Genomic DNA, 21885 nt, shown 5'->3' with positions numbered 1-21885 from the left:
GCGGCCGGAGGACCGGCGTGGGTGCCCCGGCCGCACGACCGGGGCACCTCAGCCCGGCTACGCGGTGATGATCGCCGGGTCGCTCACGCCCGGCTGTCCGTTCTCAACGTGCCCCGCGAACCGGCGCAGGAAGACCTTGTCGCCGTCGGCGGTGACGGTCAGGTCGTACCAGCGGCGGCTTGCGGTGAGGTCGACGGTCCGCCGCACGGTCACGCCCGGGCGGACCGTGACGGCCGAGGGCCTGCCGCCGTAGCCGTCGGCGATGCGCAGTCGTGCCGTGCCGGTTCCCCTGTGGGTGAAGGTGAGCTCGAGGTCGTCGCCCCGGTGGCGGGCGGTGACCTCACAGCCGGCCACGCTGTTGGAACCCTTGAAGACCCGCACGAAGCCATTCGGGCCGTGCACGGTCAGGTCGTAGGAGCCGGCGGAGTAGGCCGAGTTCCAGGTGTCCCGGAGCGTCCGGCCGGCCTCGGTGGTGTACGTCCAGGGACCGTCGGCGCGGTTGCCGGAGGTGACGTGGAAGGCACCGCCGGCCTTCGGCCCGGAGGCGAAGGTGAGGGTGAGCTTCCCGGCGGCCACGTCGACGGTGGCGTCGACGTGCGGGGCGTACTTCAGCGGCCGGGAGCGACGCAGTCCGCGCTCCTGCCGGGGCATGCGCGGGTCGGCGGGCGGGGTGGGCCTGTAGTCGGGGTGGCGTTCGCGGTCCTGCGGCTCGTACGCGTCGGTGCCGGGCAGTGGGGCCGGGCGCGCGTCCTTGCGGGAGAAGTCGAACGCGGACGTCAGGTCACCGCAGATCGCCCGGCGCCACGGCGAGATGTTCGTCTCGCGCACGCCGAAGCGGCGTTCCATGAACCGCAGGATCGAGGTGTGGTCGAGGGTTTCGGAGCAGACGTAGCCGCCCTTGCTCCAGGGGGAGACGACCAGCATCGGCACGCGCGGGCCCAGCCCGTAGGGGCCCGCCGTCCTGCGGCCGTCGCCCGGGAAGAGGTCGGGGGTGACGTCGACGGTGGACAGACCGCGGGAGGCGTCCTTCGGCGGCAGCGGCGGCACGACGTGGTCGAAGAAGCCGTCGTTCTCGTCGTAGGTGATGAACAGGGCCGTCTTCGACCAGACCTCGGGGTTGGAGGTGAGGGCGTCCAGGACCTGGGCGATGTACCAGGCGCCGTAGTTCGAGGGCCAGTTGGAGTGCTCGGAGAAGGCCTCGGGGGCGGCGATCCAGGAGATCTGGGGCAGTTCTCCGGCCTTGACGTCGGCGCGCAGGTGGTCGAAGTAGCCGTCGCCGTTCTTGACGTCGGTGCCGGTGCGGGCCTTGTCGTACCAGGGGTCGCCGGGCTGGGCGTTGCGGTACTTGTCGAAGTACAGCAGGGAGTTGTCGCCGTAGTTGCCGCGGTAGGCGTCCTGGATCCAGCCCCAGGAGCCGGCCGCGTCCAGGCCGTCGCCGATGTCCTGGTAGATCTTCCAGGAGATGCCGACCTGCTCCAGACGCTCGGGGTAGGTGGTCCAGCCGTAGCCGAGTTCGGCGTTGTCCAGGACCGGGCCGCCGCCGCTGCCGTCGTTGCCCGTGTAGCCGGACCACATGTAGTAGCGGTTCGGGTCGGTGGAGCCGATGAACGAGCAGTGGTAGGCGTCGCAGACGGTGAAGGCGTCGGCGAGGGCGAAGTGGAAGGGGATGTCCTCGCGGGTCAGGTACGCCATGGTCGTGGTGCCCTTGGCGGGCACCCACCGGTCGTACCTGCCGCCGTTGTAGGCCTGCTGGCCGTAAGGCATGGAGATGCTCAGTTACGCCTGGAACTCGGTCAGGTCGATGGCGTGAACGCGCAGTGGACAGCCGTACATCGGATGTACCGTCTCCCGCTCGGGCACCATGCCGAGCTTGCGGATGACGTTCTCAGAGGCAGTGTCCCCAACCCGGCTGATGCTGATGACGCGGTCCAGGCCGCGGTCCTGGAGCGCGAACTCCAAGGTGGCGTGCGCTGCTTCGGAGGCGTATCCCTGACCCCAGAACTGTGAGCCCAGACGCCAACTGATCGCCACGGCGGGCATCACCTCCGGCAGGAACTCGGGCACCGACAACCCCGTAAAACCGATCAGTTCGCCCGAAGCCAGCAGTTCGACGGCGAAGAGCCCAAAGCCCTCCTCGTCCCATTCCTCCTCCCAGCGTTCGATCTCCTCGGCCGTGTCATCCAGATCGCGCACCGAACCGTCGTCGACCCAGCGCATGACCCGTGGGTCCGCGTTGATTTCCGCCATCGGGGCAAGGTCATCGTCGTGCCAGCTACGGAGGAGGAGACGGGGGGTGCGGATCTCGGTCATGCCCCCATCCTGCCGAAGGAAGGGCCCTCATCCGTAATCCGACGCCCACGAGGGCGACAATCACACCGCGGTGACACCGCAGGTCCTGGGGGCGCATGAGGTGACGGCACCCGGTCGGCCCAGTACACGGACCTGATCCCGCCCTGCCTGGCCCGCGGCAGCCATCGGTCCGCGTCCGACGCCCGCGACTCCTCGCGCAAGCCGGCGCGGCCGAAGCTGTCTGCGCAGGCCGAAGGGATACGCACCACCGCTGGCGCCCCGGCGGACGGGATGAGCAACCGGCAGACCCGACGGCCCGTCGAGCTCCCGGGTCCGATCGATCATCAGGAGTTCGCCCTCCGGTCACCGGGCAAGGCCTGTCAGCACATTGTCCGCGGCAATCCCGGGGTAGCGTCCCTGGCATGGTCTCTCACACCACCGTTGAGCGCGCTCAACGCCTCATGCAGTTGCACGCCCAGTACAAACCGCTCGTCCTGCCGACCGTCTGGGACGTCTGGTCCGCGCGCACGGCGGTCGCCTCCGGCTTCCCCGCGCTCACCGTCGGCAGCCATCCCCTCGCCGACTCCCGGGGAGCCGACGACAACGAGGGGCAGACCTTCGAAGAGGTACTCGCCGCCGTCAAGCCGATCATCGCAGCAGTCGACGTCCCCGTCTCCGTGGACCTGGAGGCCGGATACGGGCAGAAGCCCGCAGACCTCGTCGCCGGACTGATCGAGGTCGGCGGCGTCGGTCTCAACATCGAGGACACCGTCCACTCGGACGGTGGCCGCGTACGCAGCACGCAGGAGCACGCAAGCTACGTCGCCGGCCTGCGTACAGCGGCTGACGACGCAGGTGTTCCGGTCTGGGTCAACGGGCGCACCGATCTCTTCATGCACGCGCAGGACGCTTCCGCCGTCCTCGACGAGGCGATCGAGCGACTGCGGGCCCTGGAAGAGGCCGGCGCCGACAGTCTCTACCCGGTGGGTATTCAGGACGACGACGATCTGCTCACGGCGGTGATCGGCGCCGTCACCGTTCCTGTGAATGCTACGGCCCATCCCGTCCGGCACGATCTTGAGCGTTTCCGCCGTCTCGGTGTAGGCCGGATCACCTACGGCCCACTGCTGCAATTCGCCATGGCGGACGCGATGAAGGACATGCTCAAGCGGTGGGCACCCTGAGGGGTTGGCCAGGCAACGGGCCGGCCAGCGGTGTCACTTCGCTTGCCGCAGACGTGACCGACGCGGAGGTGACCGACGCGGAGGTGAATCACCTCAGCGGAGTTCGGTTGCGCTGAACGGGGCAGCCCCGGGTGGCCGTTACCGGCCTTCGGGGCTGCGCGGTGCCATTGCGTCTCGGGCCCGGACCGTCATAGCCCTCAGGCACCCCGGTCCGGGGCGACGGCGCGGCTTACGCAGTCCCGCAGCAGGGTGCGTCGCTGCTCGTGCACGCTCTCGGGTTCCTGTGCCGAGGCGGCGTAGACGTTGCTCACCGGAGACCACGCCATGGACATGGCAATGACCATGGCCATCACGTCGAAGGGGTCTCCCTGTCTGATGCGCCCGGCGGCCTGGGCCTCTGCGATCGCACGGAGTTTATGGTCGTCGTAGTGGTCGTGGTCCGCCACGAGATGCCCGGTCGGGCGCCGCTCCAGCCGCGCCCAGGTCGCCAGCCGGATCAGATCGGGGCGGCTGAGGTACTCGTCGTAGAGGCGCACCGCCCAGTCGGCGAGGTCCGTGGCGTCGATGGGGACGACGTTGGTGATGCGCTCCAGTGAGGCGAAGAAGATCGCGTCGAAGAGCTGCTCCTTGTTCCCGAAGTAGCCATAGAGCTGAGCCTTGTTGGTGCGCGCGGCGGTGATGATCCGCTCGATGCGCGCACCGGCGATGCCGTACTGGGCGAACTCCTGGGTGGCAGCGTCGACGATGCGCTGGTAGGTAGCGGCTCCGCGACTGCTCGATGGCTGGTCAGGCATATCTGGACCTTAACAGACAGACTCGTCTGTTTGCTTTTCGGGCCTCACCCCTCTACCGTCGTACAGACCGAACAGTCTGTCTAAGGAGTCAGAAATGCGTTCCACGACCGGATGGCAGGCGGACAGCACGACACCCACTCTGCGCCGCGCTGCGCTGGAGCGCCGGGAGTTGCGCCCGGACGACATCGCGGTACGTGTCGACTACTGCGGTGTCTGCCACACAGACCTCCACGCGCTGCAGGCGCTCGGGAGCGACACAAACGGCGTGCTCGTACCCGGGCACGAGTTCACCGGGGTGGTGGCCGAGGTCGGCAGCGCGGTGTCCGACTTCTCCCCGGGCGACCCCGTGGCCGTCGGCAACATCGTCGACTCGTGCGGCACCTGCCGCATGTGCCAGGCCGGCCAGGAGAACTTCTGCCGTGAGTTCCCGACACTGACCTACGGCGGAACCGACCGGCAGGACGGGTCGACCACCCTGGGCGGAGACTCCCGCGAATACGTCGTGAGCAATCGGTTCGCCTACCCTCTCCCTGCGGGCCTCGACGCAGCCGCCACAGCCCCCCTGCTCTGCGCCGGCGTCACCGTGTGGGAACCGCTGCAAGCCCTCGGAGTGGGTCCAGGCAGCACCGTCGCCGTGGCCGGGCTCGGCGGCCTGGGACACCTCGCGGTCAAGATGGCGACGGCACTCGGCGCCACGACCTCCGTCATCAGCCGGTCTCCGGACAAGGCTCACGAAGCGCGCGGCCTGGGGGCCGAGGGTTTCATCGTGTCCACCGACGCGGAGCAGATGGAAGCGGTCCGCGACCACTTCGACGTGGTCATCGACACCATCTCCGCTCCCCACGACCTGGCTCCGTACCTGCGCGTCACCGCCATGGACGGCACCCTCAGCCACCTCGGCCACCTCGGACCGGTCACCGTGGAAACCATGGACCTGCTCATCGGCCGCAAGAAGCTCAGCTCCGCCGGCAGCGGAGGCCGCCCGTCCACCGCCGCCATGCTGCATTTCTGCGCCGAACACGGCATCACCGCCGACATCGAACTGCTGCCGTCGTCCGAGGTGAACAAGGCCCTCGAACGCCTGGGCCGCAACGACGTCCGCTACCGCTTCGTGCTCGACATGTCCGACCTGGACTGACCACCGTCGAAGCGGCTCGTCCGACGGCAAGCCCGCCGACAAGCACGGGAGCCGTGGACACGGTCGACGGCGAGCGGGTTTCGCGGACACCGTCGAAGGAGACCTGCCGGGGCGTCAACCAGCGTCCATGGGCTCTCCCCGCGCTTCAACGCAAGCGCGGTCAGGCGGGCTCGAGGTGACTGATCACCCCGTTGTCGGCGCTTTCCCCGCCCGCAGCAAGGACCAGCAGCGTCTGACTCATACAGGTCGCCCACACCGGCCCGACGCGGAGCCTGATGCACGCCAGTCCGCGAGAGGCGTCCAGCATGCTCACACCACCTACGGCGCTGTCCCCACAAACGAGCAGGTCTGCGCCCTCAGGGCCTGTGTCCCTCGGCCTGGCACGGTGTCCCAGGCCCAACGACTGTGCCCGGTGACCGAGTTGATGTCGGTCTGCCCTGGCATGATCGCGGTCATGACCAGTCCGATCGTGGAAGAGCTCGTTCTGGGGGCGGCCCGGAGACATGGCGTTCCGGGCCCGGTGGCGCAAGAACTGCTATCCGCATCCCAGCGGTGTCTCCACCTCGTCCCATTCCAGGACCTGACGCCCGCCCAGCAGCAAAAGGCCCGTCCCGCCGCGCGCACGGGAGGCCTCCCCTGCCTGCCGGACGGCGTCGACTGGCCCGATGGACGCAACCCGCTGGTAATGACCGTCGATTGTGCGGCGCTCCCTCGTGCAGCCCTGGACATCGGACTTCCGTCCGACGGCACCCTGTTGTTCTTCATCGCGATCGAGTACGAGCCGGAGTCGTCGATGGTCCTGCACGTTCCCGCCGGCGTGCGCACCACACCACGCTCGGCAGCCTACGAACTCGACGGGGAACCAGAGCAAGTCAAGGTCTACCGACCGGATGTTCTGTATCCGGTTCCGGGACTGACCGTCTCGCCCGGCTGGCGTGACAGCCCGGCAACCAGCGCGTTCCTGGACGTCGGCGAGGACCGCGACGACATCCTGGATGCCTTCGAGGAAGCTGTGCGCAAAGCGGCAGCCGGCGGCGCGTCCCATGGGGTCGCCGTCCAACTCGGCGGCTACTCCAGCCCCTGGCAGTCACCGCCGGACGAAGGCGACCTCGTCCTCCTTGCCCAAATACACGGACAGTCGATCGACCTCAACGTCTACACCCAGACCCTCGTTGTCGGCACCCGCGAGGACATCGCCGCGCGTCGGTACGAAGCCTTGGAGTTCGAGCAGCAAGTCTGACCAGCACCGGGGTTCCAGTTCACCCCGCGTTGGTCCATCTGCCCAGTCGGCTCACACCCCACGGGCGAGCTCAGCACCTCGCGGTGGCGCAAAAAGCAACTCCGCGATCGGTTCCGACGGGGCCACCAGCGTCAAAAGGGGCGGGCACCCGTGATGCCCGCCCCGTGCTCGCGGATGAGTGTCAGAAGTCATCACCGCTCGCGAAGGGTACGACGACCGCACTGGGCGCACCGGGTAATCAGCGGCGGCCAGCAGTCTGGTCACAGACGGCCGCCTCCCCGCAACCGGGCCGACAATCAGACCCACCTACTGACCTCTTCGGATTGTTGTCGGGGGTAGTGACATGAACCGCTCCGGGTCTGATGGAGGCTCGATTCCCTGAGAGGATCGAGTCATGGCACGTCCGTCCCCCTATCCTGCTGAGCTTCGTGAGCGTGCGGTGCGCATGGTCGCGGAGGTCCGCCCGAATTACCCGACCGAGTGGGCCGCGATGAAGGCGGTCGCCGCGAAGCTCGGGATCGGTGCCGCTGAGACGGTGCGGACCTGGGTCCGCAAAGCCGAAGTCGATGCCGGCCAGCGTCCAGGCGTGACTTCGGACGAGGCTGCAGAGATCAAGCGCCTGAAGGCGGAGAACGCCGAGCTGCGGCGGGCGAACGAGATCTTGAAGGCGGCGTCGGCTTTCTTCGCGGCCGAGCTCGACCGGCCGTCGAAGCGCTCGTAGCGTTCATCGATGCGCACCGCCAGGTGTTCGGAGTCGAGCCGATCTGCCGAGTCCTGACCAGCCACGGACTGAAGATCGCGACGAGCACCTACTACGCGGCGAAGAACCGCACCCCCAGCACCCGAACAGTCCGCGACACCGAACTGAAGGCGCAGATCAGCCGCGTCCACACGGACAACTTCAGCGTCTACGGGGTCAGGAAAGTCTGGCGGCAACTGCATCGCGAGGGCATACCGGTGGCCCGCTGCACCGTCGCCCGACTGATGCGCGACCTGGGCCTGGAGGGCGCCCGGCGAGGGAAGAAGATCCGCACCACCGTCCGGGACAACGGCCATGAACGGGCTGCCGACCTGCTGCAACGCGACTTCACCGCATCCCGGCCGAACGAAAGATGGGTCGCGGACTTCACCTATGTCGCCACCTGGTCCGGGATCGTCTACGTCGCGTTCGTCGTGGACGTGTTCTCCCGGGCGATCGTGGGCTGGTCCGCCGCCACCAGCAAGCGGACCAAGCTCGTCCTCGACGCCCTCGACATGGCCTTGTGGCGCCGCGACCGCGCCGGAACTCCCGCTGAACCGGGGCTCGTTCACCATTCGGACGCCGGCAGCCAAGGCGGATTCAACTGGTCGTCGCAACACCCTGATCTCGGAGGTGTGCGACGTGGCCACGGCGGACTGGAGTTTGAAGACCAGCGATGTTCCGGAGGGGCGACGTCGGCAGTGGCGCGCTGACCGTGCATTGCGGCCGGCGATGCGCTCGCCGGGGCGGCCCGGTCCGTCTCGGGTCGTGCAGCGCCAGTTCTGGCGACTGATCGCCACGGGGGTCACGACGGCCGAGGCGTCGCTGGCGGTCGGCGTGTCGTGGCCGGTGGGTGCGAGGTGGTTTCGTCACGCTGGCGGCATGCCTCCGATCTCGTTGGCCGAGCCCTCGGGCCGGTATCTCACGTTCGAGGAGCGCGAGGAGATCGCGATTCTCAGGGCGATGAGCAAGGGTGTGCGCGAGATCGCCCGTGCCCTGGGGCGTGACCCCGGGACGATCTCGCGCGAACTGCGCCGCAACGCCGCCACGCGCAGCGGCAAGCAGGAGTACCGCGCGACGGTCGCCCAGTGGAAGGCTCAGCAGGCGGCCAAGCGCCCGAAGAGCGCGAAGCTTCTGGGCAACGACCGGTTGCGGGAGTACGTTCAGGAGAGGTTGTCGGGGAACGTTCTCCTGCCTGACGGGACGGTCGCCGCAGGACCGCAGACGCCTCCGTGGAAAGGGCTGAACAAGCCGCACCGGCAAGACAGGCGGTGGGCGACAGCATGGAGCCCGGAACAGATCTCGCACCGGTTGAAGGCCGACTTCCCCGAGGATGAGTCCATGCGCATCAGCCACGAGGCGATCTATCAGTCGCTGTTCATTGAGGGCCGTGGTGCGCTCAAGCGTGAGCTGGTCGCCTGCCTGCGCACCGGGCGGGCGCTTCGAGAGCCTCGGTCGAGGTCATGTAACAGGCCGCAAGGGCATGTCACCGCGGATGTCGTCCTCAGTGAACGTCCTGCGGAGGCCGCAGACCGCGCGGTCCCGGGGCATTGGGAAGGCGATCTGATCATCGGGACGGGCCGGTCCGCGATCGGCACGCTTGTCGAGCGCAGCAGCCCTCCATCCTCCTGGTGCATCTGCCGAGGATGGAGGGCTGGGGCGAGGTGCCGACCGTGAAGAACGGCCCGGCGTTGGGCGGTTACGGCGCCGTCGCGATGAACACTGCCCTGACGGTGTCGATGACGAAGCTTCCCGAGCAGCTCCGCAAGACACTGACCTGGGACCGCGGGAAGGAACGACAACGCGCTCATGGAGTCCCGGATCGGCCTCTACAAGACCGAGCTGATCAAGCCCCGCAGGCCATGGCATAGCCTCGCCGACGTCGAACTCGGCACCGCGGAGTGGGTCGACTGGTTCAACAACCAGCGCCTCCACACCGCGATCGGAGACATCCCGCCCCACGAGCACGAGACCACCCACTACGCTCAACACCAGCCCCAACCGGCGGCTGGAGTCAGCGCATAGAGCCTCCACCGATCCCGGAGCGGTTCACCGAACCAAAGCTCCGAGCTGTCTTCGACAAGCTCAAGACCAAGTACGGCACGGTCTTGGTGATCGTGGACCAGCCCGCTTCCATCGGCGCCCTCCCACTGACCGTCGCCAGGGACGCCGGCTGTCAGGTCGCCTACCTGCCAGGACTCGCCATGCGCAGGATCGCCGACCTCTACCCCGGCGAGGCCAAGACCGACGCTAAGAACCTCTAACAGAATGCTCTGCGGGGACTTGAGAGCTAACTCGGAGGCCGTGAACGAACGCGGTTGCTACTCTCCGGACGTGACCCTGACCGACCTCAACAACGGCTTTCGTGACGATGAGCAGCGGCGGCGCGTCCAGAGGGTCGTTCACGATCGCCTCGCAGACGACCGTGACCCGCAGGAATGCCGCTTCCTCATGCGGTTCTGGTGGCAGCTGGTCATGTCGTATCAAGAGGTGTCGATGGACCAGCTCAGCCTGAACGTCGGTAAGCCGAAGCTGGACGTGATCGAGGCGCTGATCAGCGCCATCAGGTCGTCCCATGCCGACATCGACGCCTGGATCACCACCACACAGCAAGTTTTTCCAGTGATCCAAGACCGCGGCTTCGAGGCTGCCCAGAACAACGAACGTTAACGCGGCCGGAGCTTCTTCAGCCGTCGCCAGCAGATGATGCTGCAAGCGAGGCTGAGGAAGGCTTCGTGGATGTCATCGCGTATCTCCCAGCGGATGCGTAGGCGGCGGAACCAGTGCAGGTGGGCGAACGCTCGCTCGACGACCCAGCGTTGGGTGCCCAGGCCGGAGCCGTGTTCGGTGCCGCGGCGGGCGATCTGCGGTTTCACGCCGAGGTCCCAGACCAGGCGGCGGTACTTGTCATGGTCGTATCCGCGGTCGGCCAGCACCGCCTCAGGGCGGCGCCGGGGCCGGCCGCGCTTGCCCCGCACGGGCGGCACGGCCTGGAGGAGGGGGATCAGCTGGGTGACGTCGTTGCGGTTGCCGCCGGTCAGGGTGACGGCGAGCGGGATGCCGGTGGCGTCGGTGATCAGGTGATGCTTGCTGCCCGTCCTGCCCCGGTCGACGGGGCTTCGTCCTGTCTTGGCTCCCCCTTTAACGCTCGGATGTGGGAGCCGTCGACCGCCGCCAGGGAGAAGTCCAGGGCGTTCGCGCTGCGGAGTTCGGCGAGGAGGACCTCGTGCAATCGGGGCCACACTCCGACCTCGGTCCACTCGGCCAGGCGATGCCAGCACGTCATGCCCGAACCGAAGCCGAGTTCCTGCGGCAGGTGCTCCCAGGCAATCCCCGTGTGCAGGACGAACAGAATGCCCTGGAACACCAACCGGTCCGGATGCCGCTTGCGACCCGGATGCCGGAGCCGACGCTCAATCTTCGGCAACAGCGGCTCGATCACCGCCCACAACTCGTCATCGACTTCCCACGGCTTCGGCCGAGCCACTCCGCACCCCCGGATCAACGCTCCCGGGGTGATCCAACCACCTCGAAGATCATTTCGTTAGGAGTTCTTATAGGGTCGTTCGCTGTGCTCGACGGAAGGAGTGGGCATGCCGAACGGTGACGACCACCCGGGCCCAGGCCGCCGGGACCACGTCGTGGGAGTCGTGCGGGACGCGCTGGGCGCGACGGGACAACTGGTCTCCGGCCTCCGTACGGCCTTACTCGCGCTGCCCGTGCTGATCCTGCTCGCCGGGTGCGCCCTCACCGTCCCGCTCGGTGTGGGGCTGCTCGCGGCGCCGGCCGCCCTGCGGGCCCTGCACGGCCTGGCCGGGCTCGAGCGCGCCCGGCTGGCCCGCTCCGGCCCCGAGGTCCTGGCGCCGGCACCACCCCCGACCGCCCCGCGCGCCGCCCTCCGCGACTCCACCACCCGGCGTGAACTGCGGTGGCTGGCCCGGCACGTCGTCGTGGGCCTGCCGCTGGGACTGCTCGGCCTCTGGCTGCCCGTCCTCGCCGTACGGGACCTTCTGTTCCCGCTGTACTGGCGGTTCGTCCCCGCGGACGTGACGGCCACCTCCATCGGCATCGGCTCGTCCAGCTCCTGGGCGGACGCGGTCGCCGTCGCCCTCCTCGGCGTCGGCTGGATCGCCGTCGTCCTGGGCCTCGGCCCCGCCATGGCGCGCGCCCAGGCCGGCCCCGGGCGGCGCCTGCTGACGGCCGGACCGGAGACCGACCTCTCCCTGCGCATCGCGGAGTTGACCGCCACCCGCGCCGCCGCGCTCGACGCCCACGCCGCCGAACTGCGCCGTATCGAACGCGCCCTGCACGACGGCACGCAGAACCGGATCGTGTCCGTGACCGTGCTGCTCGGCGCCGCCCGACGGATGGTGGCCCGTGACCCGGACGGCGCGCAGGACCTCCTGGAACGCGCCCAGTCCGCCGCCGAGCAGGCGCTGGCCGACCTGCGGGCGGTCTCCCGCGGCATCCTGCCGCCCGTCCTGTCCGACCGCGGTCTGGCCGGGGCGCTCACCGGGCTCGCCGCCGAGTGCCCCGTGCCGTGCCGCGTCGATGTGGACATGCCCAGGCGCTGCGCGGCCTCGGTGGAGGCGACCGCCTACTTCGTCGTCGCCGAGGCCCTCACCAACATCGCCAAGCACAGCGGCGCGACCCGCGCCACCGTCACCGCCCGGCTGGCCGGCGGACGGCTCCTGCTGACCGTCGTCGACGACGGGCACGGCGGCGCCACGGCCCCCGCAGCGGCGCCCGGCGACGGCGGGCCCGGCACCGGCTCCGGTCTCGCCGGGATCCGGCGGCGCGTCGCCGCCCACGACGGCACGTTCCGCCTGACGAGCCCGCCGGGCGGCCCGACAACCCTGGAAGTGGACCTGCCATGCGGATCGTGATCGCCGAGGACGACCCCCTCCTGCGCGAAGGGCTGGCCCTGCTGCTGCGCGCCGAGTCCCTGGACGTGGTCGCCACGGCCGGCACCCCCGACGACGCCTTGGACGCCGTCGACCGTCACGAGCCGGACGTGGCCATCCTCGACGTCCGGATGCCGCCCACCCACACCGACGAGGGCATCCGCGCGGCCGTCGAGGCACGCCGCCGCCGTCCCGCACTCGCCGTGCTCGTCCTGTCCGCCTACGTCGAGCAGAGCTTCGCCACCGAACTCCTCACGGGCGGCGTCGGCGGGCTCGGCTATCTGCTGAAGGAACGCGTCGGCCGGGTCGAGGAGTTCCTCGACGCCCTGCGCCGGGTCGCCGGCGGTGGCACCGCCATCGACCCCGAGGTCGTCGCGCAGCTCTTCACCCGCTCCCGCCGCGACACCCGCCTGGAACGCCTCAGCCCCCGCGAGAAGGACGTGCTCGGCCTGATGGCGGAGGGCCTGGGCAACAGCGCCATCGCCGAACGGCTCGTCGTCACCGAGGGGGCCGTGCACAAACACATCCGCAGCATCTTCGCCAAGCTCGACCTGTCCCCGACGGACCAGCTGGACCGGCGGGTCGCGGCCGTCCTGCACTACCTGGAGGACGCCCGCCGGCGCTGAGGGAACCGGTCCGGGGTACAGCCTGCTGTACCCCCACTCGGGGTGTGCGCGGCAATGATCCGCCGGGCTCCCGATGGTGTGCTGAGGACACGTCATCAGCGACCGCCGAGAGGACCCGCAGTGAGGACCGAGACCCCCGCACCGACCAGCACGGCACCGGCCGGCCGCACGGAAGGCACCCTGCGCGGCAGCCTCCGCCGCCATCCGCTGACCTGGTTCTTCACCCTGGCCTACGGACTGAGCTGGGTGGCCTGGCTGCCGTACGTCCTGTCCGGGAACGGCCTGGGCGTCTGGGACTTCACCTTCCCCGGTGGGGCCGCCGCCTCCCAGATCACCGGCGTCCTGCCCGGCGCCTACCTCGGCCCCATCGGCTCGGCGCTGCTCATCATCGCCCTCACCGAGGGGCGCGCCGGACTGCGTACCTGGCGGGGCCGCATGACGCGGTTCAACGTCGGTTGGCGCTGGTACCTGGCCGTCCTGGTGTCGGTGCCGCTCGCGCTCACCCTGGCCTCGGTGGCGCTGTCCGGCGACGGCCCCGCGCAGCCCTCCGCCACGGTCCTGATCGCGTTCCTGCCGGGCCTGGCCGCCCAGATGATCACCACCGGGCTCGCGGAGGAGCCGGGCTGGCGCGAGTTCGCCATGCCGCGCATGCAGCGCCGCAACGGGCCCCTCGCCGCCACCCTGATCGTCGGTGTCCTGTGGGGCGGCTGGCACCTGCCGCTGTTCCTCACCGACTGGGGCGGCGGCCCGGACGTGGCCTGGACGGAGCCCGTCGAGTTCGTCGCGACGGCCACCCTGTTCAGCTTCGTGATGACCTGGGTGTTCAACCGGTCCGGCGAGAGCATGCCGCTCGTCATGCTGCTGCACTGCGGCGTCAACAACTACTTCTCCGTGGCCGGCGAGGACCTGTTCCCCGGGATGTCCCACGCCGACGTGACCCACGCCTTCTTCCTCGCCTCCCTGGCCGGAGCGGTCATCGCGCTCGCCGTCACCCGCGGCCGCCTGGGACTGCCGAAGCGTCAGTCCGCCCTCGCCGAGGCAGCGGCCGGGACGTCGCCCATGTCCTCCCCGCGGCCGACACCCTGATCGAGGTGCCGCGCGCAGCCCGGTGCGGGGGATCGGGCTGCGCGAGCAACGGCGCCTGAAGGCCGCCGGCCCCCGCTCGCACCGGGCGAGCGGGGGCCGGCGGCCGCATGCCGGGCCCTACCTCAGGGCAGGGTCCATTTCTGGTTGGGGCCGGTGTGGCAGGTCCACAGGTGGACGGGGGTGCCGTCGTTCCAGGTGCCGCCCGAGGCGTCGAGGCACTTGCCCGAGTGGGGGTTGCGGACGGTGCCGTCGGCCTGCGGCACCCACTGCTGGGCTCCGGTGCCGTTGCAGGTCCACAGCTGGATCTTCGTGCCGTCGGCGGTGCCGGCGTTGGCGGTGTCGAGGCATTTGCCGAGGGCGCGGAAGGTGTTGTCGGTGCCGATGGTCCAGCGCTGGGCGGCGGTGGTGTTGCACGTCCAGATCTGCACCTTGGTGCCGTCGGCGGTGCCCGCGTTGTCGATGTCCAGGCACTTGCCGTTCACGCCCCGCACCTCACCCGTGCGCGGGCCGGACGGGCTCCCGGCCTGCTTGATCCGGATGTTGCGGAACGCCACCTCGTCACCGTCGCCGTGGTTCTGCAGCCCGATGTGCCCCTGCCGCAGACTGCGCGCCGGATCCGTGTTGGTGAAGTCGTTGATCTTCCGCCCGTTCAGGAACAGCTCCAGCCGCTCCCCGGTGACCCGGATCTCGTACGTGTTCCAGCTGCCCGGCGGGTTCAGCGCGGCGTCCCGGGCGGCGAGGTCGGCCGACTTGAACCCGTACACGGCCCCCGTGGTCCGGTCGGCGCTGTCGGTGGCGTCGATCTGGATCTCGTAGCCGTTGTCCACGGCCGACCACGGGTCGTCGGAGGCCGGGAAGCCCACGAACACACCGGAGTTGTCGTCGCCGCTCATCCGCCAGTCCAGCTTGAGCGAGTAGTCGCCGGTGAACTCCTTCGCGTCGTACCAGAGCAGACCCAGCCCGCCGTGCGAGGTGAGCGTGCCGTCGGCGAGCGTGAAGCCGCCGGGGCCCGCCTGCCGCCAGCCGGCCGTGCCGCCGCCGTCGAACAGGGAGGTGTAACCGGTCTCCGGACGGCAGTCGGCCTGGGTGAGCCCGGCGGCCCAGCGGACCCCTCCGAGCAGATGCCGGCGGAAGGCCGGGTCCGCGTACGACTCCTCCGTGTGGCCGCCGCCGGTGTAGAAGGCGCGGCCACCGGCGTAGTCCTTGCACCAGGCGATCGGATGGTCGCCGGACATGCTGCCGCCGGAGTAGCTGGACTCGTCAAGCGAGGCCAGTACATGGGCCGAACTGCGCGGATTGGTGCGGTAGTTGTACCACTCGTCGGTGCGCTGCCAGGTGCGGCCCAGCTGGGCGGTGGCATCGTGCGCCCGGTCCTCGACCTTGACGGTCGCCGGCTGGATCGCCGGGTGGGACTGGAAGAGCGCACCGGCCAGGCCCTCGTAGAAGGGCCAGTCGTACTCGGTGTCGGCGGCGGCGTGGACACCGACGTATCCGCCACCCGCGCCGAGGTACTGCTCGAACGCCGTCTGCTGGGCGCCGTCCAGCACGTCCCCCGTGGTGGAGAGGAAGACGACGGCACGGTACTGGCTCAGGTTGGCCGCGGTGAACGCGCCCGCGTCCTCGGTGGCGACGACGGTGAAGTTGTTCGCCGCGCCCAGCTCACGCAGTGCGGCGACGCCCTCGTCGATCGAGGAGTGACGGAAACCCGCCGTCTTGGAGAAGACCAGGACCCGGTAGGCGGGGTCGGCCGCGGGCGCCGCGACGGGCGTCTCCGAAGTGCCGCCCGGACGCGCCGAGGCCTGGGGAGACATGCAGAGCGCGGCGCCGGCGAACAACGCGGTGGCCGCTTTGAGCAGAGTGCGCATCACGAGGTGCCTCCCTTCTACGGCAGGGTCCATTTCTGGTTGGGGCCGGTGTGGCAGGTCCACAGGTGGACGGGGGTGCCGTCGTTCCAGGTGCCGCCCGAGGCGTCGAGGCACTTGCCCGAGTGGGGGTTGCGGACGGTGCCGTCGGCCTGCGGGGTCCACAGTTGGGCCGCGGAGCCGTTGCAGGTCCACAGCTGGATCTTCGTGCCGTCGGCGGTGCCGGCGTTGGCGATGTCGAGGCATTTGCCGAGGGCGCGGAAGGTGTTGTCGGTGCCGATGGTCCAGCGCTGGGCGGCGGTGGTGTTGCACGTCCAGATCTGCACCTTGGTGCCGTCGGCGGTGCCCGCGTTGTCGATGTCCAGGCACTTGCCGTTCACGCCGCGCACCTCACCCGCGCGACTGCCGCCGCCCGTGGCGGTGCTGAAGGAGAAGTCGTCCACGTCGAACAGGGCGCCGCTGCCGCCCTTGAAGACGAGGAAGAGCGCGGTCGACGCGGCCGGCTGGTTGCTCAGGGACGTCGTGACCTCCTGGAAGGTCTCCCAGCCGCCGGTGACCGGCACGGTGACCGTGCCGAGCAGGGTGCCGGTCGCGGAGCCGGTCCGCACCTCGATGGTGCCGCCGGCGCCCGCCGAGGAGACCCGGGCAGTGAATGTCCGGACGTCGGCCAGGTGGTACGGCGTGAAGGAGATCCAGTCGCCGTTGTGGATCTCACCGACGGTACGGCCGCCGTGCGCCGGTGCCTTCTCGATGATCTGCACGCCCGCGGAGCCGCCGTAGTGCTCGGCCTGCCGGTGGCTGGGCTGGGTGACCCGCTGGTCGTGCGTCGTCAGCGCGGGCTGACCCGCCGCGCCCTTGTCGGTGTACTCGGCGTCGATGACCCCGAAGATGTTGGCGTTGGGGTCGTGCTCTCCGTCCGCCAGGGTCTGGAGGGTGCCCGTGCAGCCGGTGGCCGAGGTCTGCGGATGCCCGTGACTGTCGTGCCCGACGATGAAGTTGACCTTCACCCGCGAGCAGTCGATCGTCCCGTCCTCCGGGTCGGTGACCGTCACCTTGAACGGGATGGCGGCGCCGAAGTCGTAGATCTGCCCGTCGGCGGGCGTGTCGATCCGCACGGTCGGGGCGGTGTTGCCGACGGTGATCTGCACCGAGGCCGTGGCGGACTTGCCGCTCGGATCGGTGACCTTCAGCGTGGCCGTGTACTGGCCCTCGGTGGTGTAGGTGTGGGCCGGGTTGGCGGCGGTGGAGGTGGCGCCGTCGCCGAACGTCCACGCGTAGGCGAGCGTGTCCCCGTCGGGGTCGCTGCTGCCCGCGGACGAGAACGACACGGACAGGGGGGCCTTGCCGGAGGTGACGCTCGCCTTGGCCTGCGCCAACGGGGCGCGCCCGCCCGTCACGTGCTCGATGCGATACAGCGCGGAGTTCTGGTCACCGTTGAAGTACCCGGTGCCGTAGTCCAGGACGTACAGGGCGCCGTCCGGGCCGAAGGCCATGTCCATCACCTGGGTTCCTGCCCAGGGGAAGGCGTTGATGGACTGCACGGTGCCGTCTCCGCCGGTCTCGATGCGCTTGATCCAGCGGCGGCCGAACTCACCGGCGAAGAAGTCGCCGTCGTACTCCTGCGGGAACTTCACGTCCGAGCTGGAGGCGGCGTCGTAGCGGTAGACGGGGCCGCCCATGGGGGACTCCGAGCCATTGCCGAACTCCGGGACGGAGTTGCCGTCGTAGGGGATCCAGGCGGGCTGCGCGGGCGGCAGGTCGGTGAGGCCGGTGTTGCGCGGCGAGGTGTTCCTCGGTGCCGCGCAGTCGAACCGGGACCCGGACGAGCCGGTCGCGAAGTCGAAGTCCACGTAGGCGTCGTTCTTGCCGGTGCAGTACGGCCAGCCGAAGTTGCCCGCCTTGGTGACGCGATTGAACTCGACCTGTCCGGCCGGGCCGCGGGAGGGGCTGGCGGTGCCGGAGTCCGGGCCGTAGTCCCCGACGTAGACGATGCCGGTGGCCCGGTCGACACTCATGCGGAACGGGTTGCGGAAGCCCATCGCGTAGATCTCGGGCCGGGTCTTCGCGGTGCCGGGCGGGAAGAGGTTCCCGGACGGGATCGCGTAGGAGCCGTCGGCGTTGACCTTGATCCGCAGGATCTTGCCGCGCAGATCGTTGGTGTTGCCCGCGGAACGCTGGGCGTCGTACGCCGGGTTGCGGGAGGCGCGCTCGTCGATCGGCGTGAACCCGTCGGAGGCGAAGGGATTGGAGTCGTCGCCGGTCGAGAGGTACAGGTTGCCCGCCGCGTCGAAGTCGATGTCGCCGCCGACGTGACAGCACAGGCCACGGGAGGCGGGCACGTCCAGGATCTTCTTCTCGCTGGCGAGGTCGAGCGTGTTGTCGCTCTTCAGCACGAACCGGGACAGCCGGTTCACCCCGTCGAACGGCGTGAAGTCGGAGGCGGTTCCGTCCGAAGGGGCGTCCCCGGTCGGTGTGTTGAGCTTCGGGGCGTAGTACAGGTAGACGAACCGGTTCGACGCGAAGCCGGGGTCGGCGGCGACGCCCTGCAGCCCTTCTTCGTCGTGGCTGTAGACATCGAGTCTGCCGGCCACGCTGGTGGTGCCTGCCGCGTCGGTGCGGTGCAGCGTGCCGTCCCGCGCGGTGTGCAGGACCGAGCGGTCCGGCAGCACCGTCATCGTCATGGGTTCGCCGGTCTCGGCGACTCCCTTGGCCAGGGTGACCTGCTGGAAGTCCTCGGCCGCCGCGGGGGCGGAAGCGGGTGCGTCGCCGGGGGCCGCCGCGGCGGGGCCCAGCGGCAGGGCCAGGGCGAGGGCGCACACCATGGCCGGCAGCGCCGTGCGGACACGTTTCAGGGAGGGCGATCTCGTACGCATGGAGTACTCCATGGGAGACGGGGTGGCGGCGGTCGCCGGAGGAACGCCGGACGACCGCCGGTGGGGGGTTGCGGGCGCGCGCCGTCGCGCCATCGAGCACAGGCCCCAAGGGTTCCGAAGGGCCTCATGAACGCTTCAGTTCCCGGAAGTTAGCGGGCTTCGTCCGCGCTCGTAACCCCTTCCGCACAAGATCTCGGTACTTTTCTCATGGCGGAGACAAAGTCGCGCTGCCGAGCCGCGGGTCCGGCACCCGTCCCCCGCCTCCATGGGGAAGGCGGCTCAGCGCACGCGCGCCACGCCCGCGTAGATGCCGCTCGGCTCCGCCTCGGCGGCGGGGGAGGACGGCGCCCACTCGGTCGCCGTCACCAGACCCGGCGCCACGAGGTCCAGCCCGTCGAAGAACCGCTCCACCTCCGGGCGGGGCCGGAACGCGAGCCGGATGCCGCCCTTCGCGTACTCGGCGACCACCTGGTCCGAGAGCTCCGGGAACAGGTCGGACGAGGCGTGCGACAGGATCAGGTGACTGCCCGGCGGCAGGGTGCCGACCAGCGCGCGGACGATGCCGTGGGCGTCCTGCTCGTCGCTGATGAAGTGCATCAGGGCGATGAGTGACAGCGCGACGGGCCGGTCGAAGTCCAGGACGCGCCGGGCGTGCCCGACGATCGCCTCCGGATCGCGCACGTCCGCCTGGATGTAGTCGGTCGCCCCCTCGGGCGTGCTGATCAGCAGTGCCTCGGCGTGCCGCAGGACGATCGGGTCGTTGTCGGCGTACACGACCCTGGCGGACGGCACGACGTTCTGCACGACCTGGTGGAGGTTCGGCTCGGTGGGGATGCCGGTGCCTATGTCCAGGAACTGGTCGGTGCCCCGGGAGGCGAGCCAGGCGGCGGCGCGGTGCATGAACTGCCGGTTCTGCCGGGCGCCGTCGCGCGCCTCCGGAGGCAGCCGCTCGCCCACCGCCTCGTCCACGGGGTAGTTGTCCTTGCCGCCGAGCAACCAGTCGTACACGCGGGCCGGATGGGCCCTGCTGGTGTCGATCTGGACGGGCGCCTGGGAATTGGTCGTCATGTCGGCTCCATCGCGCGGGTGGGGGAGAACGGACCGCGTTCGCCAGACGATCTTACGGCGTTCAACCAACTCCTGGCTGCACGAGGCAAGTTGACGACGAGTAGCGGTGGACCCTCCACCGCCACGCCGACGATCACGGCCCGGCGCGCCGGACGCGAGGGCCTCCTCCGCGACACCCGCCATGCGCACGGGACCGCTCCGGCGGCGAACCGGAGGAACGTGACGGGGGGCCGTCCGCAGAGCGCGAAGACGGGACACCACGCGGCCTGACGTGAGGCCCTCGCCGACGCTCCGCGTCGACTCCCTCCTCCGCCTTGCGGCTGCACGCACCGGACCCCGCTCGGGCACGTCACCATGTCCCGTCGGCCACAGCCGGGCTGATCCGAACGAAAGGCCCTAACCTGCCGGTATGACCGCCCTCGGACCCGTCGCCTGGCCGCCCGCACCGATCAGGACCGAACGGCTCGTGCTGCGCGCGGCCGAGGCACGGGACCGTGCGACCTTCGTCGAACTGCTGGCATCACCGGAGGTGCACACCTATCTCGGAGGCCCCCGGCAGCGCGACGAACTGGAACGGGAGGTGCCCGCCGTGCCCGAGCCGTGGCCCGGGAGCTTCGTCGTCGAGCTCGACGGGCGGATGATCGGGCAGGTCCTGGTCCGGAGGGTCACCGAGCACCGTACGACGGCGGCCGTGGGCAAGGTCGACCTCGGCTACCTGTTCCTGCCGCGGGTGTGGGGACGCGGGTACGCCGCCGAGGCGTGCGCGGCGGCGCTCGGCTGGATCGACGCCTACCTGCCCGGTGAGCCGGTGGTGCTCGCCACGCAGACCGCCAACGCCCGCTCCCTGCGCCTCGCGGCGAAACTCGGCTTCACCGAGGTGGAGGTGTTCCGGGCCTGGGGCGCCGAACAGTGGCTCGGCCAGAGGGTTCCGCCCACGCCCGCCGGGTGACCGCGCGTGCGCGGGGCGGCCCGCGACGGCTCGACTACAGCCAGCCCCGCCGTGCGGCCTGCCACGCGAGCTGCATCCGGGTCGCCGCGCCGGCGAGTTCCATCATGCGCTGGATGTGCCGCTGGACCGTGCGCCGGCTCAGGCCCAGCTGCGTGGCCACCGCCTTGTCGGCGACCCCGGCCACCAGCAGGGCGAGCAGACGCCGGTCCGTCGCGGACAGCGGGTCCGGGCCGCCGACACCGTCCGTCCCGGCGACCGACCCCGAGTCGTCGACGTCCAGCGGGACCGCGGCCTCCCAGTACCGCTCGAACAGGGCGACGAGGGCCGCGAGCAGATTGCTGTCCCGCACGAGCGCCGCGGTCGGTTCGTCCGGGTTCCCGCGCGGGCCGCCGGGGACGAGCGGACAGATCGCGACGGCCCGGTCGGCGACCGCCAGCCGCAGCGGCAGATGCGGCACCGCACGGGCGATCTCCCCGGCCCGTACGCCGGCAACAACGTTGTCAACGGCTCCCTCGTCGTCGAAGAACGCCTTCTCGTACAGCACCCGGTAGCGCACCCCGCGCCCCAGGGCCTCGAACTCGGAGTCGTTGCTGCCCGACGGCATGGCCACGTACTGGGCCTTGCAGAACCAGAGCATCTCGTCCTGCGCGCTGCCCTGCATCTGCCGCAGATGCTGGCGCAGGGCCTCGGCGCCGGTGATGACCTCGATCAGCTCGCTGGCGTCCCGCCGGCGCATCGTGTCGCGGTACACCTCCAGCAGGTTGGTGGCCTCGACGCGGGCCAGGTCGAGGGCGTCGGCGTGCCGCTTCAGTCCCGGCATCAGCGCCACGTCCGGGGGAGTGGCCCGGAAGTGGCGGGGCAGCAGGTCGGTGTGGCTCACCAGGCCCTTGACGGTCAGCGCGTCGAGCACCGCGTCCGTCTCGGCCGGGCTCAGCCCGGTGCGCGCGGCGACGTCCGCCGCCGACGCCTGGCTGACCGTCACCAGAAACCGGTAGACGGCCTCCTCGGCCTCCGACACACCTGCGGGCTCCAGTGTCATGGTGTCCTCCCCGCGACTTCCGGCCAACCCAAACGGCGGACACCGTACTCCACGAACGTTACAGGCGGTGAGGGTGAGCGGGCGGTCCTCCCGC

At 70.1% G+C, this 21885-nt stretch carries 18 protein-coding genes and 3 pseudogenes; 13 read left to right on the top strand and 8 right to left on the bottom strand.

Translation table 11 applies throughout. The features are described 5' to 3' along the window. Window positions 1–57 precede the first annotated feature (57 nt). Both ABZ899_RS33240 and ABZ899_RS33235 read right to left on the bottom strand, forming a co-directional pair. Window positions 58–1764 (bottom strand): phosphocholine-specific phospholipase C, encoded by a 1707-nt coding sequence (locus ABZ899_RS33240; RefSeq protein ID WP_361353626.1) that lies wholly within the window; start codon window positions 1762–1764, stop codon window positions 58–60. Between the two features lie 12 nt (window positions 1765–1776). After that, complete coding sequence (locus tag ABZ899_RS33235; RefSeq protein WP_361353623.1) at window positions 1777–2310, bottom strand: GNAT family N-acetyltransferase; 534 nt, start codon at window positions 2308–2310, stop codon at window positions 1777–1779. A gap of 401 nt (window positions 2311–2711) precedes the next feature. Between ABZ899_RS33235 and ABZ899_RS33230 the strand changes: the two genes are divergently transcribed. Then, the gene (locus ABZ899_RS33230) at window positions 2712–3473 is read left to right on the top strand and encodes an isocitrate lyase/phosphoenolpyruvate mutase family protein (protein ID WP_361353621.1); all 762 of its coding nucleotides are present in this window, start codon (window positions 2712–2714) and stop codon (window positions 3471–3473) included. 197 nt (window positions 3474–3670) lie between these two features. Here ABZ899_RS33230 and ABZ899_RS33225 read toward each other — a convergent pair whose 3' ends face one another. Next, window positions 3671–4267: a TetR family transcriptional regulator gene (locus tag ABZ899_RS33225; RefSeq protein WP_361353618.1), complete on the bottom strand. Its 597-nt coding sequence runs from the start codon at window positions 4265–4267 to the stop codon at window positions 3671–3673. Window positions 4268–4361: 94 nt separating this feature from the next. On the opposite strand from ABZ899_RS33225, the gene ABZ899_RS33220 reads away from it, so the two are divergent. The 8 genes and pseudogenes from ABZ899_RS33220 (at window position 4362) to ABZ899_RS33185 (ending at window position 10054) form a co-directional block, all read left to right on the top strand. Next, window positions 4362–5405 (top strand): NAD(P)-dependent alcohol dehydrogenase, encoded by a 1044-nt coding sequence (locus ABZ899_RS33220; protein ID WP_361353615.1) that lies wholly within the window; start codon window positions 4362–4364, stop codon window positions 5403–5405. A 454-nt stretch (window positions 5406–5859) separates the two neighbouring features. Further along, window positions 5860–6645, top strand: coding sequence for a DUF1963 domain-containing protein (locus ABZ899_RS33215; RefSeq protein WP_361353612.1), 786 nt, complete (start codon window positions 5860–5862; stop codon window positions 6643–6645). A 394-nt stretch (window positions 6646–7039) separates the two neighbouring features. Then, complete coding sequence (locus ABZ899_RS33210; protein WP_037664766.1) at window positions 7040–7366, top strand: IS3 family transposase; 327 nt, start codon at window positions 7040–7042, stop codon at window positions 7364–7366. A gap of 23 nt (window positions 7367–7389) precedes the next feature. Next, the gene (locus tag ABZ899_RS33205) at window positions 7390–8097 is read left to right on the top strand and encodes an IS3 family transposase (RefSeq protein WP_361353609.1); all 708 of its coding nucleotides are present in this window, start codon (window positions 7390–7392) and stop codon (window positions 8095–8097) included. Between the two features lie 169 nt (window positions 8098–8266). Continuing rightward, window positions 8267–9180 (top strand): annotated as a pseudogene (locus ABZ899_RS33200) (IS30 family transposase); the annotation flags it as partial. Continuing rightward, window positions 9173–9409: pseudogene (locus ABZ899_RS33195) on the top strand (integrase core domain-containing protein); the annotation flags it as partial. The pseudogenes ABZ899_RS33200 and ABZ899_RS33195, both read left to right, overlap by 8 nt. Beyond that, a pseudogene (locus ABZ899_RS33190) lies at window positions 9406–9642 on the top strand (transposase); the annotation flags it as partial. The pseudogenes ABZ899_RS33195 and ABZ899_RS33190, both read left to right, overlap by 4 nt. A gap of 76 nt (window positions 9643–9718) precedes the next feature. Then, window positions 9719–10054, top strand: coding sequence for a hypothetical protein (locus tag ABZ899_RS33185; protein WP_361353606.1), 336 nt, complete (start codon window positions 9719–9721; stop codon window positions 10052–10054). Here the strand turns inward: ABZ899_RS33185 and ABZ899_RS33180 are convergent. Continuing rightward, a protein-coding gene (locus tag ABZ899_RS33180) for an IS5 family transposase (RefSeq protein ID WP_361353603.1) occupies window positions 10051–10871 on the bottom strand; the annotation gives its coding sequence in 2 pieces (ribosomal slippage) (window positions 10051–10526 and window positions 10526–10871; 822 coding nt in all). The genes ABZ899_RS33185 and ABZ899_RS33180 overlap by 4 nt on opposite strands. A 106-nt stretch (window positions 10872–10977) precedes the next feature. Between ABZ899_RS33180 and ABZ899_RS33175 the strand changes: the two genes are divergently transcribed. The 3 genes from ABZ899_RS33175 (at window position 10978) to ABZ899_RS33165 (ending at window position 14000) form a co-directional block, all read left to right on the top strand. After that, window positions 10978–12270, top strand: coding sequence for a sensor domain-containing protein (locus tag ABZ899_RS33175; RefSeq protein WP_361353600.1), 1293 nt, complete (start codon window positions 10978–10980; stop codon window positions 12268–12270). After that, window positions 12258–12914 (top strand): response regulator transcription factor, encoded by a 657-nt coding sequence (locus ABZ899_RS33170; protein ID WP_361353597.1) that lies wholly within the window; start codon window positions 12258–12260, stop codon window positions 12912–12914. Before ABZ899_RS33175 ends, ABZ899_RS33170 begins: the two co-directional genes overlap by 13 nt. 120 nt (window positions 12915–13034) lie before the next feature. Next, on the top strand, window positions 13035–14000 hold the full coding sequence (locus tag ABZ899_RS33165; protein WP_361353594.1) for a type II CAAX endopeptidase family protein: 966 nt from the start codon (window positions 13035–13037) through the stop codon (window positions 13998–14000). A gap of 122 nt (window positions 14001–14122) precedes the next feature. On the opposite strand, the gene ABZ899_RS33160 is transcribed toward ABZ899_RS33165, so the two are convergent. The 3 genes from ABZ899_RS33160 to ABZ899_RS33150 form a co-directional block, all read right to left on the bottom strand. Next, the gene (locus ABZ899_RS33160; protein ID WP_361353591.1) at window positions 14123–15865 is read right to left on the bottom strand and encodes a ThuA domain-containing protein; all 1743 of its coding nucleotides are present in this window, start codon (window positions 15863–15865) and stop codon (window positions 14123–14125) included. 17 nt (window positions 15866–15882) lie between these two features. Next, window positions 15883–18735 (bottom strand): lectin, encoded by a 2853-nt coding sequence (locus tag ABZ899_RS33155; RefSeq protein WP_361353588.1) that lies wholly within the window; start codon window positions 18733–18735, stop codon window positions 15883–15885. A 279-nt stretch (window positions 18736–19014) separates the two neighbouring features. Then, window positions 19015–19803, bottom strand: a complete 789-nt coding sequence (locus ABZ899_RS33150) for an SAM-dependent methyltransferase (protein ID WP_361353586.1) — start codon at window positions 19801–19803, stop codon at window positions 19015–19017. Between the two features lie 409 nt (window positions 19804–20212). On the opposite strand from ABZ899_RS33150, the gene ABZ899_RS33145 reads away from it, so the two are divergent. Further along, a complete protein-coding gene (locus ABZ899_RS33145) occupies window positions 20213–20752 on the top strand; it encodes a GNAT family N-acetyltransferase (RefSeq protein WP_361353583.1) in 540 nt (179 codons plus the stop codon). A 34-nt stretch (window positions 20753–20786) separates the two neighbouring features. On the opposite strand, the gene ABZ899_RS33140 is transcribed toward ABZ899_RS33145, so the two are convergent. After that, window positions 20787–21791: a helix-turn-helix domain-containing protein gene (locus tag ABZ899_RS33140; RefSeq protein ID WP_361353580.1), complete on the bottom strand. Its 1005-nt coding sequence runs from the start codon at window positions 21789–21791 to the stop codon at window positions 20787–20789. Window positions 21792–21885: the final 94 nt, after the last annotated feature.

The sequence above is a fragment of the Streptomyces sp. NPDC046859 genome (assembly GCF_040645135.1).
GTDB lineage: Bacteria > Actinomycetota > Actinomycetes > Streptomycetales > Streptomycetaceae > Streptomyces.
This window is presented reverse-complemented; position numbering and strand designations above follow the sequence as displayed.

Bases quoted from the DNA above. Each gene is read 5' to 3' on its own strand.
- ABZ899_RS33170 (WP_361353597.1), top strand. From the start codon at position 12,258: ATGCGGATCGTGATCGCCGAGGACGACCCCCTCCTGCGCGAAGGGCTG.
- ABZ899_RS33145 (WP_361353583.1), top strand. From the start codon at position 20,213: ATGACCGCCCTCGGACCCGTCGCCTGGCCGCCCGCACCGATCAGGACC.
- ABZ899_RS33225 (WP_361353618.1), bottom strand. From the start codon at position 4,267: ATGCCTGACCAGCCATCGAGCAGTCGCGGAGCCGCTACCTACCAGCGC.
- ABZ899_RS33160 (WP_361353591.1), bottom strand. From the start codon at position 15,865: ATGCGCACTCTGCTCAAAGCGGCCACCGCGTTGTTCGCCGGCGCCGCG.
- ABZ899_RS33150 (WP_361353586.1), bottom strand. From the start codon at position 19,803: ATGACGACCAATTCCCAGGCGCCCGTCCAGATCGACACCAGCAGGGCC.
- ABZ899_RS33175 (WP_361353600.1), top strand. From the start codon at position 10,978: ATGCCGAACGGTGACGACCACCCGGGCCCAGGCCGCCGGGACCACGTC.
- ABZ899_RS33230 (WP_361353621.1), top strand. From the start codon at position 2,712: ATGGTCTCTCACACCACCGTTGAGCGCGCTCAACGCCTCATGCAGTTG.
- ABZ899_RS33220 (WP_361353615.1), top strand. From the start codon at position 4,362: ATGCGTTCCACGACCGGATGGCAGGCGGACAGCACGACACCCACTCTG.
- ABZ899_RS33215 (WP_361353612.1), top strand. From the start codon at position 5,860: ATGACCAGTCCGATCGTGGAAGAGCTCGTTCTGGGGGCGGCCCGGAGA.
- ABZ899_RS33210 (WP_037664766.1), top strand. From the start codon at position 7,040: ATGGCACGTCCGTCCCCCTATCCTGCTGAGCTTCGTGAGCGTGCGGTG.
- ABZ899_RS33140 (WP_361353580.1), bottom strand. From the start codon at position 21,791: ATGACACTGGAGCCCGCAGGTGTGTCGGAGGCCGAGGAGGCCGTCTAC.
- ABZ899_RS33240 (WP_361353626.1), bottom strand. From the start codon at position 1,764: ATGCCTTACGGCCAGCAGGCCTACAACGGCGGCAGGTACGACCGGTGG.
- ABZ899_RS33235 (WP_361353623.1), bottom strand. From the start codon at position 2,310: ATGACCGAGATCCGCACCCCCCGTCTCCTCCTCCGTAGCTGGCACGAC.
- ABZ899_RS33155 (WP_361353588.1), bottom strand. From the start codon at position 18,735: ATGCGTACGAGATCGCCCTCCCTGAAACGTGTCCGCACGGCGCTGCCG.